We start from the raw sequence: 18448 nt of genomic DNA, 5'->3' as shown, positions 1-18448 counted from the left end.
CGCCTATTCCCCGGTTTCTCCAATGCGCTGCGCCATCATCACAAGCGCGAACACAAGCATGATCGCATAGAAGACATTGATGGAGCCTTCCCCCAACCACTCCTCCAGAACTAGCCATGCGGAACACACTGCCAGCAACATCGGCAGAGCGATGGCAAATTTCTGTCCTGTTGTTCTCGGCATAGCGCCGCACCTCCAGACAATCGCTTTAAGGCACATACTATAGCTCTGGCCAGCGCATTCTGCAGGGCCTGGCTGCATCTGATTTACCGGTAAGCTTGTCCTCTTATGGAGCAAGTCCTAAGGTAAAGACAACGCTATCACCAAAACACAAGGACGTGTTCAGGGATGCAACTCTTTCGGCAACAGGCGTTGAACGCGCAGCGCTATCGCCTCTATGGCGAGGTTATGCTCAAACCTCGGATTTCGCATCGGGTTTGCGCCATATTCCTGCTGCTGTGGTTCGCTACATCGCTTCTATGGCTCGCCAAGGGCAGCTATGCCAAGCGGGAAAGTGTTCAGGGCTGGCTGCAGCCAGTTGATGGCTCAATAGAAGTAACGGCCCCTGCCGATGCCTCAATCGCGCAAGTCCTTGTTGTTGAAGGTGAAACCGTCATCGAAGGGCAAACACTGCTGGTGTTGCAGCGCAGCCAGGTCCTCGCATCCGGAGTCAAACTCGAAGACAAACTATTGGAGCAATACCGCCTCCAACACGACGCCCTCATCAACCGTCGCAACAGCGTGGCACAGCGCAACCAGCAGCTCGAACAACAAACTGAGCAGACGCTGCTCCAGGCCAAGCAGGAACTGCGTTTTCTTGACGATCAGATCAAGGCAGCCAGGAGCGAAAGCTCACTACTGACAACGCAAAAAGAAGAGGCGCTGAAACTGGCCAGCAAGGGCCACCTACCACGCTACAGTGCAGATGAAACCACCCTGCGTTACCTCGCAAGTACCCGCGCGCATGCTGCCCTGCGCCAGCGTGAACAAGCACTGACATCAAGGATCAACCGCCTCCAAAGCGAGCTATCACTCTTACCGGTGCGGGCCGATGAAGAGACAGCGTCAATAGCGGTCGAGCTCAGCGAATTATTCCAGAATATATACAGGATAAAGGGCAACGGTCAGTTCACCATCAAGGCCGCCCGCAGCGGCACCGTGCATAACTTACAAGCAAGGCAGGGGCTGAAAGTATCACAGGTCAACGGACCGCTGATGGATATCGCCAGTGCAGGAGCCCTGGAGGCGCGGCTACTTGTGCCCGTTCGCTCGGTCGGATTTATCCAACCCGGGCAGAGAGTATCGATTCAGTATCACGCATTTCCATACCAACAATTTGGCAGCTACACAGGTGAAATCGTTCAGCTCACCGGGCAGGCAATACTCCCCAGGAAAGTGGACAACAATCCACTGCCCATCGCTGAACCTGTATACCAAGTCACCGCCAGTTTGGGCGACCAACGCTTGCGCGCCGCTGGCGATGAGCAAAATCTTCTACCAGGCATGACTTTCGACGCAATTATTATCCTTGGGGAACGCTCGCTACTACAGTGGCTACTCAGCCCCATATACTCCATGAGGGGGAGACTGCTATGACAGTCTCTGCCGCCATCGAACCTTCAACCATAGCGATGTCTCGGCGAAGCCTGCCGATTATCCACCAGGCTGAAGCCGCAGAATGTGGGCTCGCCTGCCTCGCCATGGTTGCGCAATACCACGGTCACGATGTTGATCTGCGCGCTTTGCGATGCAAGTTTCCACAGTCACTGCAGGGGGCGACACTAAAAGTCCTAATGGACATCGCCAGCGAACTTCAACTCTCACCGCGAGCGCTGCGCTTCGAGTTGGATGTGATAGCGGAACTGGAAACACCCTGTCTGCTGCATTGGAATATGAACCACTTCGTCATACTAAAGGCCACGCGAGGAAACACGGCGACAATTCATGATCCCGCACGAGGTAAGCGCGTATGCTCGCTGGACGAACTTGAGCAAGCAGTGAGCGGAGTCGCGCTCGAGCTCACACCGATCAGTGACTTCAAGCCCATGCAGGAGCGAAGCAAGCTGACACTCAACGACTTGTGGAGCAGCATACAAGGGCTTGGACAGAGCATTGGGATCATTGTGGGGCTATCACTCATGCTGCAGCTCGTGCTACTCGCCACACCACTCTATCTTCAGTTTGTGGTGGACGAAGCCATCCCTCGACGCGACGCCGACCTCTTGACCATTTTAGCGATGGGGTTTGGACTGCTATTGCTGTTTGAGATCGCCACCAGAAGCCTGCGACAACTGCTCATTCTCACTCTGGCAAGCCGACTGAACCTCCAACTGGCCACCAACCTGATCAATCATCTGCTCCGCCTTCCGCTTGGCTATTTTCAGTCGCGCCATCTAGGTGACATTGTGTCTCGCTATGGCTCGCTCGCCGCAATCCGGCAGCTCTTGTCAGAGGGGCTGGTGGCAATCTTCGTTGACGGGCTCTTTTCCATCGTCGCGCTAGCCGCAATGTTTGTGTACAGCCCAAAGCTGACTTTACTCACCTTACTTATTTCTGCCGCTTATATCGCTGCCAGGCTTGCACTCTTTCCAGTCACGCGCAGGCGCACAGAAGAGACGATTCGTGAAGATGCACTCACCCAGAGCTCCCTGATGGAATCCATACGTGCGATGGCTCCCATCAAACTCCACCAACGCGAAGGGGAGCGCATCGGCCATTGGCAGCACCGCCTTATCCGCACCATCGGTGCGGAGATCGGCGTAAGAAAGCTCGAGATAATACAGAGCGCCATCAACACCGGGCTCTTTGGTGCCGGGCAGTTGTTGCTCATCTATATGGCAGCGGGTTCAGTTATGGCTAGTTTGATGTCGGTGGGGATGCTATACGCCTTTCTAAGCTACTCGCAGCGTTTCGTTCAAGGCGCGGAGAACCTGGTCGAGCAATGGATAGCTCTGAAAATGCTCGACATGCATCTGGAGCGTCTTGCTGATATCGCACTGACGCCTGCCGAGAACAGGCGGCTACAATCTCCACCTCTGGATATCCAGAACAATGGCGCCAATCACCTACAAATCGAATCGCTGTCGTATTGCCACGCTGGAATGTCGAGCGCCCTGTTTGAAAACGTTTGCCTGGATATAGCGCCGGGAGAGTCGGTTGCAATCACCGGACCCAGCGGCTGCGGAAAAACCACTTTCTTGCATTGCCTCACTGGCATGATCGTACCTACCCACGGGCGCATCCGCTGGGGCGAACACGATGTACAGCACAGCAGCAGTTACCGAGCGTCGATCGCCAGCGTGATGCAGGATGACCAGCTACTGAGCGGTAGCATCGCAGACAACATCAGCTTCTTCGATACAACGCCGGACATGGAGCGTGTCGTGGACGCGGCAGCTGCCGCATGCGTTCACCACGATATTGCCAGCATGCCGATGCAGTACAACACTCTGGTGGGCGAAATGGGCGCCAGTCTGAGCGGAGGGCAGAAGCAACGCATCTGTATCGCTCGGGCCCTGTATCGGCAGCCGCAGATACTGTTCATGGATGAGGCAACCAGCCACCTTGATTCCGCCTGCGAACAACAGCTTTCAGAAAACATTTCCAAGTTGCCTATCACCCGTATCCTCGTCGCCCATCGAGAATCCACTATCAGGTCGGCAGATAGACAGTTCGAACTACCAGATTTCACCCATTCCGGGTGAACGTGCCCAAGAAAGGCAAACCACGAAAGGGAAGATATCATGCAAAAAAAATCACGAGGAATACGCTCTCTAGTCCACAGAGAGTTCGAGTGTGTCAGTGGCGGCTCAAATGCGACTGGAGTCATTGTTCCGCGTAACACTGCAAATGGCGCTAGGACACCACTGCTACCTACGTCTGCGTTATCACGCCTTTGGACAAATGGCGCTGCAAAGTCATTCGAACTCTAGAAAACAAACCAACGTAAAGAAGGAAGAAATTCATGAACTTACAACAAATAGACCCCGAGAAGAAAACCATGCAGGTTAGACCTCTTGAGAATCATGAGCTAACCCATGTGTCAGGCGGCGGCGACACCGCGGAGAGCATCGCGGGCGGCACCATGTCAGTAATCGCAGGCACTGCGGCGGGCGCAATTGGTGGACTAGTGTTCGGTGGATTCGCCGGACTGGCCATAGGCGCTGCTATTGGATACTCAGTGTCAGTTGGCTATTCTCTAGCAACTACGGGGGCTGGCGGGAGATCTAGAACGCCAGTCGACGCGACTACTGCGAAGTAGTGATACTTCTCCGTAGATAATATCCGTATCCGACATTGCTAACCGGAGGAGAATGCCAGTGGTAAATGTATCTTACATCACGCTCTTATGCTTATTCCTATTCATAACGGCAACATTCGGGACAGAATTTAGAATGTATCTAAATTCACCGACCGAGGGCAAATCAGATCTACTACTCATATTCGGCTCCAAATATCTCTTGCTGGTAGTAATTTGGTTGATAGGTACCGCATTCTCGAAACTAAAACCCGGCGCGGATCGGATGGCAGAACGCGAAGAGTAAAACTACTTTTCGCGTTCCACCGACTTAGTCCACTCATCCACCATCCGCTCGAGTATCGGAAGCGGCACCGCACCGCCACCGAGTACAACGTCATGGAATGCGCGGATATCGAACTTGTCACCCAGGCGTCGCTCAGCCTCTCCGCGGAGATCTTGAATCTTCAGCATGCCGGCCTTGTAGGACGTCGCCTGACCGGGGGATACCAGGTAACGCCGGATCTCTGAGCGAACAGCACTTTCGGGGATTGCTGAATTCTTCAGCATATATTGCACGGCTTCTTCCTGACTCCAGCCCCTGGCGTGCAAGCCGGTGTCTACCACCAGGCGGATCGCACGCCAGATCTCAGCCACGAGGCGACCGAAGTTGTTGTATGGATCCTGGAAGGCACCCATCTCCAGAGCCAGATATTCGGAATAGAGCGCCCAGCCCTCCGTATAGGCGGAGTAGCGAACATTGGTGCGGAATACGGGAATACCAGTAAGCTCCTTGGCAATAGACAACTGCATATGATGACCGGGGCTGCCCTCATGGTAGGCCGTAGTCTCAAGGTCGGTCTTGTTGTAGGCGGCCATATCCGACAAGTGTATGTAATAGATTCCAGGGCGGGAACCATCGGCTGTACCTACTTGGTAGAACTGGGCTGCACCGTCCTGCTCGCGGTAAGACTCAACGCGCTTCACCTCAAGCACTGACTTCGGCTGAACACCGAAATATTCCGGCAACCTTGGTTCCAGATCGCCAAGCAATCTCTCAACGTCTGCAACGTATGCTGCACGACCTTCATCTGTGTCGGGAAAATAGAAGCGCTCGTTGTCGCGTACATAGGCGAAGAATTCCTGCAGACTACCTTCGAACCCAAGCTCACGCTTGATGGCGACCATCTCTTCCTGGATGCGCGCTATCTCGTCGAGGCCCAGTTGATGGACCTGATCTGCCGTCATGTTCGAATGGGTATAGTAGGCGAGGCGCTCGGTGTAATAAGCATCGCCTTCGGGCAGGCTATGCACGCCCTCAGCTTCACTGGAGGTGTTCCGTATATCCTGCTCATGCCAGGCGATCAACGCCTGATAGGCAGGCAGCAAGTGGGCGGCCATGGCGTCAGCGAGGCTATTGCGCAGTTCCTGCTGGCGCTTCGCATCGATTTCGCCAGCTTCCACCAACGCGGCGATCTTGGCGGTGCCATCGGCCCAGATAACTGAATCTTCAGAAGCATCCGTGAATGGCCTCCCTACGATCACTCCGCGAGACTCAGCCAATACCGATTCGTAAGCAAACCGTGGCGGGCGAATGCCGAGCTCTGCTGCGCGCTCGGCACTCTCAAGTGCTTCGCGTAACGCCCTCGACAGACCTTTAACTCGCTCAACGTAAGCCAACATATCTGCTTCGTTGTCCACCCGATGATAATTGAGGAGAAAGCGCACCGGGTAGGTGTGTAGCGCACTAAATTGATTAAACACATAGCGATGATAGAGGAAAGGACGCTGCGCACTTCCGCTTGCCGCACGGAATTTCCAGAAGTCGTAGGACACCTGCTCCTGTGGACTTAGAGCACTGTAATCGAACAGTGTCTCCATTTTCCTGGCACTGGCAACAAGCGCTTCGATCTCGGCAAGCTCGGCCGCCGCAGTCCATGCATCAACCTGGTCGTACTTTTCCTTGCGACCATAAATGGTAAGCGTCATGGGGCTGGCTTGCAGTTCTTTTTCATACTCCTGATTCAGCCACTCATTCAATGAAGGAGTTTCGTCCACTGCAAATACAGGTGAACCAAAGGCGAGCACAGCCACAAAGGCAGCGATCACTAGACGCATTTCAAATTCCTCAGGGATAAGAACAGTTACAACAATCGGTGGGACGGCGACCATACGCCGTCCCGCCTTGGATTAACGGAAAAGTCAGGCGGCAAGCGCCCTGTCGCGGGCGCTCTTGAGAATCTCTTCTGCCAGGCTCTCTGCAATCAGGTTGGTTTCACGGTGAGTCGCATCGGCCTGCTGCAGTACTTGCGCCAGGGTCTCCTCGATATGATCAATGTGCGCGCGCTTCACAGTATCAGCAGAACCTATACGCTGGTGATGCACATCGATGATACCGCCCGCGTTAATCAGAAAATCGGGGCAATACAAAATGCCGCGATCTTTGAGTTGCGCACCATCGGTCTCGGTGGCCAGCTGATTGTTGGCCGCACCGGCTACGATACCCACCCGCAATTGACCAATGCTCTGGGCATTCAGTACGGCACCCATGGCACAGGGAGAAAACACATCCGCTTCCTGAGTAAGTATAACGCCGGGATCAACGGCGGTTATTCCCAGATCAGCCACAGCGCGATCGACGTTGGCCTGATTGACATCAGCGGCTATCACCTGTGCGCCATCCTCCACCAGAAACTTCGCCAGGTAATAGCCGACATGGCCAAGCCCCTGCAAGGCCACACGAATCCCTTTGGTATCACTCTGACCGAGACGATGCTTCACCGCAGCGCGAATGCTGATAAACACGCCCCATGCCGTACTGGGTGAAGGGTCGCCACCAAACTCGTTGTCGTCCATGCCACTGACAAACGGTGTACGCTCGGCCATCAGGCGAATGTCAGCGACGCCGGTACCGGAATCTTCCGCAGCTACATAGCGGCCGCCCTGGGAGTGCACAAATTCACCCATGGCATACATCAATGCGGGAGTCTTATCCTTACGCGGGTCGCCAATAATCACCGACTTGCCGCCGCCAAAGGGCAGTCCCGCCAGCGCTGATTTGTAGGTCATGCCACGCGACAGACGCAACACATCGTGTAATGCCTCGTCTTCAGTGGCGTAGGGAAACATGCGGCAGCCGCCTACAGCGGGGCCTAGAGCGGTACTGTGCACGGCGATAATGGCGCGCAAGCCGGTGGCCTCGTCCCTGCCGAAAGTAACCAGTTCGTGGCTATCGAAAGCCGGTGCTGTAAAAATGGACATCCACTTATCCTCTCTCGTTTGTCTTATAAGTATCAGGCAGCGTTGACGAACTGCACCGTATCTTCAGCAACATCTCCGCGGAAACGCTGCATGAAGACTTCGCGCTGGGCCAACACCATTTCGCGGTTACGGTCTTTCACGTGGCCGTAACCACGCAGGCGGCGAGTGTCCGCCACAGCTTCTTCGGCAGCGGCGTAATCTCCGCTCTCAAGATCGCCGGAAAACTCCTGCAACATGGCACGGAAATCAGCAAGGTCCTGCTTTTCGCGCTTGCGCTCAGCGGTGTAGCCGAAGATATCCAGGCTGGATCCACGCAGCCTGCGAAGCCTTGCCAGAACCGCAAAGGCCTTCATCATCCACGGCCCGAACTCCTGCTTCTGCAGTTCGCCTGTTTCAGGGTCTTTCTTCGCCAGTAGCGGCGGCGCCATGTTGAAGCGCAACTCAAAGTCGCCTTCAAACTGGGCCGCTAACTTGCGCTGGAATTCACCGTCGGTGTACAGCCGAGCCACTTCGTATTCATCCTTGATCGCCATCATACGAAACAACTGTTTCGCTGCAGCCAGCGTGAACGAAGTGCGCTCATCAGCGCGAGGATCGCGGCTACGCAGGGCGCTAATTTCTGCCAGATACGAATCCGCCAGAGCCTGATTCTGATAGTCAGCAAGGCGCCGGGCGCGATCAGCCATGACTTCGTCCAGGGTTTCCGGGAATTTTTCGGGCGCTTCGCTACGCACCATCTGCAGTACTTTTTCCGGTTGGTGCGCACAGCGCCTACCCCACAGGAAAGCCTGTTTGTTGAAGTCCACGGCTACACCATTGAGCTCGATCGCCTGCTCTAACGCTGTGGCGGAAACAGGCACGAGGCCGCGCTGCCATGCAAAACCCAGCAAGAACAGGTTGCTGGCGATGGAATCGCCCAATAGCTGGGTAGCGATATCAGTGGCATTGATGAAGTGGCAGTCGTCTCCGCCAACCTCGGTCTTGATCTTTTCCTTCATGGCCAGCGTGGGGAACCTGGCATCGGGGTTGAGTACAAAGGCAGACGTGGCCACTTCCTTGTCATTCACGACAGCGTGAGTGCGACCGTGCGCCACTTTGCCCATGGCTTCATAGTTTGAGGTGACCACCATGTCGCAGCCCACCAGCAAGTCGGCCTCACCGGCAGGAATTCGCACTGCCTTGATATCTTCCTGGTTTTCGCTCACCCGCACGTGACTGACCACCGCGCCGAACTTCTGCGCCAGGCCGGTCTGATTCATGGTGGCACAGCCCTTACCTTCGATATGAGCCGCCATGGCAACGAGAGCAGTGATGGTCAGAACACCAGTGCCACCAACGCCGGTTACGACGGTGTTCCACGGGCGCTCGAGTGATGGAAGTTGCGGTTCCGGTAAAGGATCAAACAATACATCTGCACCGCCCAGGTTGCCCGCAGACTTTTTAAGTTTGCCACCAACGACGGTTACAAAACTGGGGCAGAAACCATTGGCGCAGCTGTAGTCTTTGTTGCAGGCACTCTGGTCGATCTCGCGCTTGCGGCCCAGAGCGGTTTCTTTCGGCATCACCGACAGGCAATTGGATTTGATACTGCAATCGCCACAGCCTTCGCACACAGCATCATTGATAAACAAACGGACATTGGGGTCAGCCAGGATGCCCTTCTTGCGCCGGCGACGCTTCTCTGCGGCACAGGTTTGCTGGTAGACGATGACAGACGTGCCCTTGAACTCTCGCAGTTCTTTCTGCAGTGCGTCCATCTCGTCGCGGTGATGCAGGCTAAAGCCTGGCACGTCGCGGAACTGGCCGCGCCATTGATCCGGCGCATCGCTCACCAGGGTGATACGACGCACACCCTCACCTCGCAGCTGCAAGATCAGGTCGCCCACACTGAGTGGACCATCGATGGGCTGACCGCCTGTCATCGCCACCGCGTCGTTGTAGAGAATTTTGTAGGTGATGTTCACGCCCGAAGATACCGCCGCGCGAATCGCCAGAATACCGGAGTGGAAGTATGTGCCATCACCCAGATTCTGGAACACGTGCTGCGTATCAGTGAACGGCGCCTGACCGATCCAGGTTGCGCCCTCCCCACCCATCTGGGTAAAGGTATGGGTTTCCCTGTCAGGCATCCAGGTAGCCATGTAGTGACAGCCAATGCCGCCCAGAGCGTGGCTGCCCTCGGGGACCTTGGTCGAGGTATTGTGCGGGCAGCCGCTACAGAAGTGAGGCACTCGCTCGATGGTCTCGCGCGGCGTGGCCAGCGAGGCTTCTTTTTCCTCGATCCAGCGAATGCGTTGCTCCATGCTCTCGGAGTTATAGAACTTGCGCACACGGGAGGCAATAGCCAGGGCCACAGTCGCTGGCGTAAGTTCGCCCAGGTTAGGCAGGAGGTCGCGCCCTTCCTCATCGAACTCTCCGATCACCCGCGGGCGTGAGCCCACGGCGTAGTTGTAGAGCTGGCCGGTTAGCTGGTCTTCAATGATGGAACGTTTCTCTTCCACCACCAGGATTTCTTCCAGGCCATCGGCAAATGCATGAGCGCCTTGCGGTTCCAGCGGCCAGGGCATGCCCACCTTGTACACCCGCAGGCCGATCTCGGCGGCCACAGCCTCAGTGATACCCATGTCTTCCAGCGCCTGCATGACATCCAGGTAGGCCTTGCCGCTCGAGATGATTCCCAGCCGGGCCTTTGGGCTATCCAGCACAACACGATCAATACCGTTGGCGCGGGCAAAGGCGCGGGCAGCGTAAATCTTGTACTTGTTAAGACGCAGTTCCTGATCCAGGGGCTTGTCCGGCCAGCGGCCATGCACCCCGCCCTCCGGCAACTCGAAATCTTCGGGCGTAACAATCTGGATGCGTGAAGGGTCAATATCGGCAGAGATAGCCGAATCCATATTCTCGGTGATCGCCTTGAGCGCCACCCAGCAACCGGAATAGCGCGAGAGCTCCCAACCCATCACTCCCAGGTCGAGTACTTCCTGCACGTTTGAAGGTGCCAGCACCGGCACCGAGGCTCCCATAAACATATGCTCAGACTGGTGCGGTAACGTCGACGACTTACAGGCGTGGTCATCGCCGGCCACTGCCAGTACACCGCCGTATCGCGAGGTCCCGAAAGCATTGGCGTGCTTGATGACATCCATAGAGCGATCGACACCGGGGCCCTTGCCATACCACATCCCGAATACACCGTCGTACTTGGCGCCCTGGAACAGATTGGTTTGTTGGCTGCCCCAGACGGCTGTTGCAGCGAGGTCTTCATTGATGCCCGCCTGGAAATGGATATTGTGCTCAGCAAGGAAAGGCTTTGCCTTCCACATGGCCTGGTCGACATTGCCCAGTGGTGAACCGCGATAGCCGGAAATATAGGCGGCAGTGTTCAGGCCGCGGGCAACATCCCGCTGGTGCTGCAGCATGGGTAGACGCACCAGCGCCTCGATGCCGGTCATATAGGCCCGCGTCGTGTCCAATGCATACTTGTCATCCAGAGAAACTCTCCGGATCTGGTCGGCGTGGTCTTTGCCCATCCTGCTCACCAATTAGCACTTTTATAGGTGGCGACATTTTGAGCGAAATTGGCCGAAATTTTTATTTGATTTACGCGCGTTTTACGACTAAATATGCATAAATTATCTATTGATCATGCCATTAGAGAATAAAATGACTGAGTTACTCGCAAAGCAGGACGTAGAAATCCTCAAACTCCTGCAGAAAGATGCCACCACCAGCACGGCGGCTATCGCCGAAAAGATCAATCTTTCACAGTCCCCCTGCTGGCGCCGCATCAACCGGCTGGAGGAAGAAGGTGTTATCAAGCGCAAGGTTGCCCTACTGGACCGCGCCGCGCTGGGTATGGATGTGGTGGTGTTCGCCACCATCAATCTGACGTCTACCGGTCGCCAAAACTTGATCGAGTTTGAGCAGGCCATTGTCGATCATCCCGAGGTCACCGAGTGCTACACAATGACTGGAATATGGGACTATATGCTCAAGATTGTCACCCGCGACATACGCCACTACGAAGAGTTCGTGCGCAACACGCTCACTGCCAGCCCCTCGATCCGCGAGCTGCACTCCCATATGGCGGTCACGGAAATCAAGAACACCACTGAATTACCACTGGATACCCAGCTGTAGATGGTCACCTTACAATCCAAGCTGCCGAATGTGGGCACCACGATCTTCACTCGCATGTCCGCGATGGCGGCAGAGTGCGGGGCTATCAACCTGTCACAGGGTTTTCCCGATTTCGAGGCGCCCCTGGGCCTGCGAGAGGCACTCGCCCGCGCCACGATGGAAGGCCACAATCAATACGCGCCCATGGCGGGCCTGCCTGCCCTGCGTGAACAACTTGCTCATCAACTGCAGGTCACCCGCGGTGTGCGCGTCAACCCTGACACCGAAATCACGGTGGTACCCGGTGCAACAGAGGGCATCTACTGCGCGGTCATGGCCAGTGTGCGGTCGGGCGACGAGGTGGTCGTGCTTGACCCCTGCTACGACAGCTACGCGCCTTCCATTGAACTCGCCGGCGGCGTGGCGGTGCACGTCCCCCTCAGCGAAGACGGTTTCACACCGGACTGGCAGCGTATTCGCGCAGCGATCACGTCACGCACCCGTATGATAATGATCAACACGCCACACAATCCCACCGGTAGTACGTTTACCGTGCAGGACATGGACGAACTGGAACGACTGGTGGAGGAGCACGACCTACTGGTGTGTAGCGACGAGGTGTACGAACACCTCGTCTACGACGGCAAACGTCACTGCTCGGTACTGCAATGGGAAGGGCTTCGCCAGCGCAGCTTTGCTCACTACTCGTTCGGTAAAACCTTCAGTGTCACCGGCTGGAAAACCGGCTACTGCGTGGCGCCGCCCGCGCTCACGGCAGAACTGCGCAAAGTGCATCAATTTGTGGCGTTTGTCGCGGTGACGCCGGTCCAGCAAGCGCTGGCCGACTTTCTTGCGGCCGAGCCAAATTACCCACAGGGTCTGGGCGCTTTCTACCAGGCAAAGAGAGATCTGTTTATCTACGCATTGCGCGATTCGCGTTTTGCGATCACACCCAGCAGCGGCACCTACTTCCAACTGCTGGACTACAGTGCGATCACGTCCACCCCCGATCACCAACTGTGCGAACAATGGACGCGAGAGCTCGGTGTGGCGTCCATACCAATTTCGCCATTTTCGCAGGAACCTCCGGAGCGGCAAGTCCTGCGTTTTTGCTTTGCCAAGTCAGACGAGGTGCTGCTCCAAGCAGCGGAGATTCTATGCAAGATATAACCGTAGCCCTGGTACAACGCGAGCTCGCCTGGGAGTCACCTGAAGACAACCGCAAACAGATTGGCGATACCATTGCTGGCCTTGCCCCTGAATCAGACCTGATCGTCTTGCCGGAAATGTTCACTACCGGTTTTTCCATGAATGCACTGGCCAACGCCGAGCGGCCCGGGGGCGCTACCGAACAATGGATGCGTGAGCTGGCAGGTGAACACAATTGCGCGATAACCGGAAGTATCGCCGTGACGCTTGATGCCAGTACAGTCTACAACCGTATGTTATTCGTCACCGCGGACAGCTGCGAGTTTTACGATAAACGGCACCTCTTCCGCATGGCTGGCGAACACAAACGTTACGGCGATGGCAAAGAACGCGTGGTAGTGACATGGCGCGGCTGGCGAATACTGCTGCAAGTCTGCTACGACCTGCGCTTCCCGGTATTCTCGCGCAACCGCGACGACTACGACATGGCCCTCTACGTGGCGAACTGGCCCGACAGCCGTGCCCTGCACTGGCGGTCACTTTTAGTTGCCCGCGCTATCGAGAACCAGGCTTGCGTGGTAGGCGTGAATCGCATCGGTAAAGACGCCAACAAGCTCAGTTACAGTGGCGATAGCCTGGCAGTAAAGGCAGATGGCACGCTGGCCGCAGACATGGCAGACGCAAACACCGTTAGTGCGGTAACTTTCTCGGGCGACGAGCTCGCAAAGTATCGACAGCGTTTCCCGTTTGCCATGGACGCGGATAAGTTTGAATTGACCTGATATCGAAGGAACCCAATCCAGCCGGAGGAGTCGAATGAATACCGACAATGAGAGCACGGAGCAGCCCATGCAAGCGGACCAGGAAGATCGCCACTTCGAGCAAGAGGAAACCGAGGGTGGCCTGCCAGTCATCCCGATTATCATCGGCGTGGGCCTGCTAGTCGCCGCCGCAGCCTGGTTCCTGTTCAGCCCGGACGATGCGCCGCCACCGCCCCCACCACCGGCGGCAGAGATCACCCCCGCCGAACCGCCCGCACTGCCAGAGCCAGTGGCACCGCCCGAACCGGACATCCCTGAACCAGAGGTAATCGAAGACATCACCCCCGAGCCGAATGAGCCGCCACCCCCTCCGCCTTTGACACTGGACGAAAGCGATCCCGTGGTACGGAACGAAATGGCCCCGCTACTGGCTGACACAGATCTCGCCAACACGCTGGACAACGATCAACTGCTAGACCGCATGGCCGGACTCATAGATGCCACCAGCCAGGGGCGCGTCTTCCATGAGGTGTTCAAGCTGCCACCCCCGGAGGAAAAATTCGCGGTAATACAGCAGGGGGACACGGCCTACATTGATCCCGCCAGCTACAGCCGCTACGACGGCTATACCCAGGCCATCGCGACACTGGACACAGGCACCCTGGCGACGGCATTCAATACTTTCCGCCCACTACTGGAAGAGGCGTATGCGGCATTGGGCTATAAGGAACAGCAGCTGGACAACACGCTTATCCGCGCTCTCGACCAGGTGATCGAAGCACCAACATTGGAGGGGCCCGCTGCGCTGGAGAAAGATGTCACCACCTGGCACTACGTGGACCCGGAACTGGAAGCGCTCAGCCCACTAGCCAAGCAGCTGTTGCGGATGGGGCCTGAGAACCAGGCCCTGCTGCAGGCGCAGGCCAGAGCGCTGCGTGAGGAATTGCTCAATCAGTAGGCGAGGTGTAAGCGCGGCTAAAGCCGCGCTTACATAATTGCCTAGTCGGCGTACTCGACTTCGAGAGTGGCCATCACGCGACGATTCTCAGCGCGACCTTCCTTGGTAGCATTGTCTGCAACAGGCTGGCTTTCGCCGTAACCTTTTGCTTCCAGACGGCGAGCCGCGATGCCGTACTCATTGACCAGCAAGTCGACAACAGCCTGTGCCCGTCGCTGAGACAAGCTCTGGTTGTAGTCATCGGGGCCTGAGCTATCCGTGTGCCCCTCGACGTCTACATGCACGTCTTCAAAGCGCTGCAGAAATACAGCCAGTTCACTGATATCGCTGAAGTACTTTTCTTCAACGGTTGAAGAATCAAAACCGAAGTTCACCATCATTTTGATGGAAGCCACCTCGGTGACCGGCAGTGGGCAGCCCACTGAATCGACCCGCGTACCGGCGGGTGTACCTGGGCACTGATCCATATCATCGGTCACGCCGTCGCCATCTTCATCGCCGGTAGAATAACCGCCGGCATCACTGGCGCCGGCTCCGGTGTTGCCATCAACATTACCGAGGTAAAAGTTCAGGCCAATACTGAGCAGCGTATCTTTATAGTGCTCATCCAGGCTATAAAGCATGCGCGCTTCACCGGAAAGCCCCAGGCGCTGGGTGATCATCCAACGGGCACCGAGGCCGCCGTTCAGCGTGGTTTCCACGGTATCCGCAGCTCCGTAGTCAATGTCTATCTCGCCAGCACCAAAGGCCAGGTAAGGACGGATGCGGCCGGCATCACCAATGTAACTGCCTCCGTAGTACTTCATGCCCAACTGCCAGGTCACGATATCAGCGCGCCCCATGCCATCTTCAGTGCGAGCATCGTCGTCGGCGTACATCACCTCGGCGGCCCAGTTGTCATTGAATGCCCATTCAAGGCCAGCCCATGGTGTCTCGGTGTCGTTCAGATTTCGCGAGCTATCGTTTTTCCATAAGCCCATACCGAGGTTCAGGGTCAGAGGTAGCTCGGCGTTCGCCGCGGGAGCAAGTGCACCCAGGCTAATGGTTGCTGCTACAACAGCTGTGAGTATTTTCTTTTGCATGCGGTTGAATCTCCCTACAGGGTTACAAATCAAGTGTTTGTTTTACGAAAGGAATTGAGAGCGCGCGCTGGTGTGCCAGTGACGCTCGGTCCAGTTTATCCAGGCAATCCAGCAAGCCATCCAGGCTGCGCGGCGCGCGCTTGACCAAAAATGCGGCTACCTCTGGCGGTAACTGCAAACCGCGCAGGCCGGCGCGGAACTCGAGGATAAGGCATTTGCGTTCATCGTCACTCGCCGGAAGGTGATACACCACCCCCCAGGCCAGGCGCGAACGCAGGTCGGCAAGATCAATCGCGAGTTCTCTGGGCGAGGCCGCCGCCGCCAGCAGCAAGCGACAGCCAGCATCACGTGCCGCGTTATACAAGTTAAAAAGAGCTAGCTCCCAAGCCTCATTGCCCACCACCGCATCCAGATCATCCAGGCACAGCAGCGGCATCTGCTCGGCGCCAGCCAAAACCTCTTCAGGCGCATAGCCGGCAAGATCTGCCAACGGTAGATAAAGCGCTCTCCCCTCGGCCAGGTGACAAGCTGCTTGCAACAGGTGCGATTTGCCGCTGCCCGCGCCGCCGTGAAGAAAGATCAGCGGCTCCCCGTCAGGGGTCAGCTGCTGTCGCAGACCACCGAGCAACACTTTGCCGCCCTCGCCCGCGAGGTAATTATCAAAGGTAGCATCGTCCCGTATGAGGACGGGCAGTGCGAGCTGCGCCTCACTCGCCATGATAAAGCTCGCTGGCGCGGTAGTGAGCCACAGCGTGGCGGACAAACACCATGATGACAGCCGCCACTGGCAGGGCCATAACCACGCCCACAAAGCCGGCTAGCTGACCGCCCGCCATCAAAGCAAAAATAACGGCGACGGGATGCAGGCCGATTCGGTCGCCCACTAAAACAGGAGTGAGAATCATCGACTCCAGCGCCTGGCCGATACCAAAAACGATCGCCACCCACAGTAGCGCCGTCCACTCTCCAAACTGGGCGTATGCGGCGATAAAAGAGGCTACAATTCCCACCAGAAAACCCAGGTAAGGCACGATGCTGGCAAGCCCGGCAATCAGTCCGAGCAGCAGCGCCAGTTCCAGGCCCACGACCCAGAGACCGAGGCTGTAGATAACCCCCAGAGCGCACATCACCAGAAACTGGCCTCGCAGAAACGCGCCAACCACCTCGTCCGCCTCGCCCACCATGTAACCCACACGGTCCTGCCATGCCAGCGGCAGAATATCGAGCGCCTTGGCCACAAGGTGGTCCCAGTCACGCATCAGGTAGAACGCCACGACCGGCACCAGGGCCAGATTGGCCAGGCCCAACATCAGGCTGGCACCAGATCCGGTAATTTGTCTCAGCGTCGAGGCCGTAAACTTACCCACTGACTGCCAGTTATTCGCCACCTGTTCAGACCAGTCCATTTGCGGCAGGCTCGAGCCCGGCAGATCAAGCCTCACTTGCAACCAGGGCACCGCTACCTGGGTGAGCCAGTGATAAATATCCGGCACCCGCGAAACCAGCGCATCCAACTGATGCAGCAGCCGCGGCACGGCAAACAACGTGGCGGCAAGGAACAACAGGGTAAACAACAGGAAAACCACCAATACGCCACCGGTACGGCTGAGACCACGCCGCTCCCAGGCATCCACAAGCGGGTCACCCAGATAGGCAATCAGTGCGCCCAACACAAAAGGGCTGAGAATGGGTTCGAGCATGTAAAGCAGCACGCCGGCCACGACAAAAACCGCCAGCAACAGCGGCCAGCGCTTGATCACGGCCTCCTGCTGAGGGGTCATTTCTGCCATAGGTAATCCAGCTGTCCAGGCACTACCGCCTGAGGCACGAGATGTTCATTCAACTCAATCAGCTTGGCGAGGTCGTCAGCGTCAGCCATAGAGACCAGAGTGAGCTCCACCCGGTCACCTGCAATACGCCTGACATTGGCGTGGTCGACCAGCTCGAGACCTTCCAGCCAGTTGACCAGCTCGGCGTAAGCGCCGAACTCGTTAATACCGGTTACATTCATCACCACCCGAGCATCGTCGGCGCCACTGGTGACCACGGCGTACCGCTGCGCCATGCTTTCCGCCGCCAGCGCTACTCCCTGGCGAGAGAAACCAAGGGACTCAGGAGCCGATGCGTGACGGTCGAGGCGATGGCGCCCATAGAGATAGCTCCAGTCACCCAGCCATTCGCCAGTGGACATCGCCACTACACGCCCGAACAGCACATCGTCCACGTCGTAGCGTTGCGACGCGGCTTGCAGGGCATCGCCATTGAGAGCCCAGACATCGTCAGTACTGACTGCCGTGGCATCGGTGAGGTCGTAAAGCGGGAGCTGGGCGGGTACGCCCCGAGCGTCAAATTCGTCCATCAACTCACGAGCCAGCTCAGGCGTGGTATCCATGTTCACGAATTGGCGCTCGCCGCCTTGCTCTGTCACCAGCCACGCGATCACCCGCGGTCGGTTGGCGGTCCACAATGGCAATCCTGCCTGCTTGACCAGGCGCTGCACATAACTGGTTTCGAACTGAAAGCGCGCCACCAGTCCGGTATCACCATCCTGGAAGGCATACTGCTGAACCTGGCTGCGGGCGTTGCCCATGGCCTTGCGGACAGTGGGATGTTCGAGAGCCTCTTCACTGCCGGACACTTTAACAACCACCTGGCCAAGTGCATCACTGGCTGCAGCCGCAATAGTCTGGGAGCTCTGGTCCACAACAGGCACCCGGGCGGAATAGAGGTTTTGCACCACATCGGCAGATACAGTGCCGGCCAGCAGCAGGCCGACTGCCATCACGGCCAAAAGACGAAATATTGTACCGGGCACCAGCTAGCTCCAGTGAATGATCAGGGCCAGTATTGTAGCAGCCATCAATCCAACAGCGGCCACAAA

The 18448-nt window shown here is 56.9% G+C and carries 15 protein-coding genes; 7 read left to right on the top strand and 8 right to left on the bottom strand.

The window, feature by feature from the left end:
- Positions 1-3 precede the first annotated feature (3 nt).
- A complete protein-coding gene (locus EY643_RS04105) occupies positions 4-183 on the bottom strand; it encodes a hypothetical protein (RefSeq protein WP_152660992.1) in 180 nt (59 codons plus the stop codon).
- A gap of 165 nt (positions 184-348) precedes the next feature.
- Here EY643_RS04105 and EY643_RS04100 point away from each other — a divergent pair, with 165 nt between their 5' ends.
- From EY643_RS04100 to EY643_RS04090, 3 genes are all read left to right on the top strand, one after another.
- Complete coding sequence (locus tag EY643_RS04100) at positions 349-1596, top strand: HlyD family secretion protein (protein WP_152660991.1); 1248 nt, start codon at positions 349-351, stop codon at positions 1594-1596.
- Entirely contained in the window at positions 1593-3704 is a 2112-nt protein-coding gene (locus EY643_RS04095) for a peptidase domain-containing ABC transporter (protein ID WP_152660990.1), read from the top strand. Before EY643_RS04100 ends, EY643_RS04095 begins: the two co-directional genes overlap by 4 nt.
- A gap of 260 nt (positions 3705-3964) precedes the next feature.
- Positions 3965-4261: a hypothetical protein gene (locus EY643_RS04090; RefSeq protein ID WP_152660989.1), complete on the top strand. Its 297-nt coding sequence runs from the start codon at positions 3965-3967 to the stop codon at positions 4259-4261.
- A 285-nt stretch (positions 4262-4546) separates the two neighbouring features.
- Here the strand turns inward: EY643_RS04090 and EY643_RS04085 are convergent, their stop codons facing one another.
- The 3 genes from EY643_RS04085 to EY643_RS04075 form a co-directional block, all read right to left on the bottom strand.
- Positions 4547-6355 carry a DUF885 domain-containing protein gene (locus tag EY643_RS04085; protein WP_170287273.1) on the bottom strand — a complete coding sequence of 603 codons (1809 nt, stop codon included), beginning with the start codon at positions 6353-6355 and terminating at the stop codon, positions 4547-4549.
- 84 nt (positions 6356-6439) lie between these two features.
- On the bottom strand, positions 6440-7498 hold the full coding sequence (locus tag EY643_RS04080; RefSeq protein ID WP_152660987.1) for a Glu/Leu/Phe/Val family dehydrogenase: 1059 nt from the start codon (positions 7496-7498) through the stop codon (positions 6440-6442).
- A 32-nt stretch (positions 7499-7530) separates the two neighbouring features.
- On the bottom strand, positions 7531-11028 hold the full coding sequence (locus EY643_RS04075; protein WP_152660986.1) for an indolepyruvate ferredoxin oxidoreductase family protein: 3498 nt from the start codon (positions 11026-11028) through the stop codon (positions 7531-7533).
- A gap of 133 nt (positions 11029-11161) precedes the next feature.
- Between EY643_RS04075 and EY643_RS04070 the strand changes: the two genes are divergently transcribed.
- Genes EY643_RS04070 through EY643_RS04055 form a run of 4 tightly spaced genes read left to right on the top strand, consistent with a single transcriptional unit; the run spans position 11162 to position 14485 of the window.
- Positions 11162-11638, top strand: coding sequence for an Lrp/AsnC family transcriptional regulator (locus EY643_RS04070; protein WP_152660985.1), 477 nt, complete (start codon positions 11162-11164; stop codon positions 11636-11638).
- A complete protein-coding gene (locus EY643_RS04065) occupies positions 11639-12787 on the top strand; it encodes a methionine aminotransferase (protein WP_152660984.1) in 1149 nt (382 codons plus the stop codon). It abuts the gene before it with no gap.
- Positions 12775-13548, top strand: coding sequence for an amidohydrolase (locus EY643_RS04060; RefSeq protein ID WP_152660983.1), 774 nt, complete (start codon positions 12775-12777; stop codon positions 13546-13548). Before EY643_RS04065 ends, EY643_RS04060 begins: the two co-directional genes overlap by 13 nt.
- Positions 13549-13582: 34 nt before the next feature.
- Complete coding sequence (locus tag EY643_RS04055; RefSeq protein WP_152660982.1) at positions 13583-14485, top strand: DUF3014 domain-containing protein; 903 nt, start codon at positions 13583-13585, stop codon at positions 14483-14485.
- Between the two features lie 41 nt (positions 14486-14526).
- Here the strand turns inward: EY643_RS04055 and EY643_RS04050 are convergent, their stop codons facing one another.
- From EY643_RS04050 to EY643_RS04035, 4 genes are read right to left on the bottom strand one after another with little or no spacing between them, the layout of a single operon-like run.
- Positions 14527-15567, bottom strand: a complete 1041-nt coding sequence (locus tag EY643_RS04050) for an OmpA family protein (RefSeq protein ID WP_152660981.1) — start codon at positions 15565-15567, stop codon at positions 14527-14529.
- 22 nt (positions 15568-15589) lie between these two features.
- Positions 15590-16285 (bottom strand): DnaA regulatory inactivator Hda, encoded by a 696-nt coding sequence (gene hda, locus EY643_RS04045; protein WP_152660980.1) that lies wholly within the window; start codon positions 16283-16285, stop codon positions 15590-15592.
- A complete protein-coding gene (locus EY643_RS04040; RefSeq protein ID WP_152660979.1) occupies positions 16275-17357 on the bottom strand; it encodes an AI-2E family transporter in 1083 nt (360 codons plus the stop codon). Before EY643_RS04040 ends, hda begins: the two co-directional genes overlap by 11 nt.
- Positions 17345-18382, bottom strand: a complete 1038-nt coding sequence (locus tag EY643_RS04035) for a DUF2066 domain-containing protein (RefSeq protein ID WP_152660978.1) — start codon at positions 18380-18382, stop codon at positions 17345-17347. Before EY643_RS04035 ends, EY643_RS04040 begins: the two co-directional genes overlap by 13 nt.
- Positions 18383-18448: the final 66 nt, after the last annotated feature.

The sequence above is a fragment of the Halioglobus maricola genome (assembly GCF_009388985.1).
In the GTDB taxonomy this organism is placed as follows: domain Bacteria; phylum Pseudomonadota; class Gammaproteobacteria; order Pseudomonadales; family Halieaceae; genus Halioglobus; species Halioglobus maricola.
Note: the sequence above shows the minus strand (reverse complement) of the source record. Positions and strands in the feature narration are given on the sequence as shown.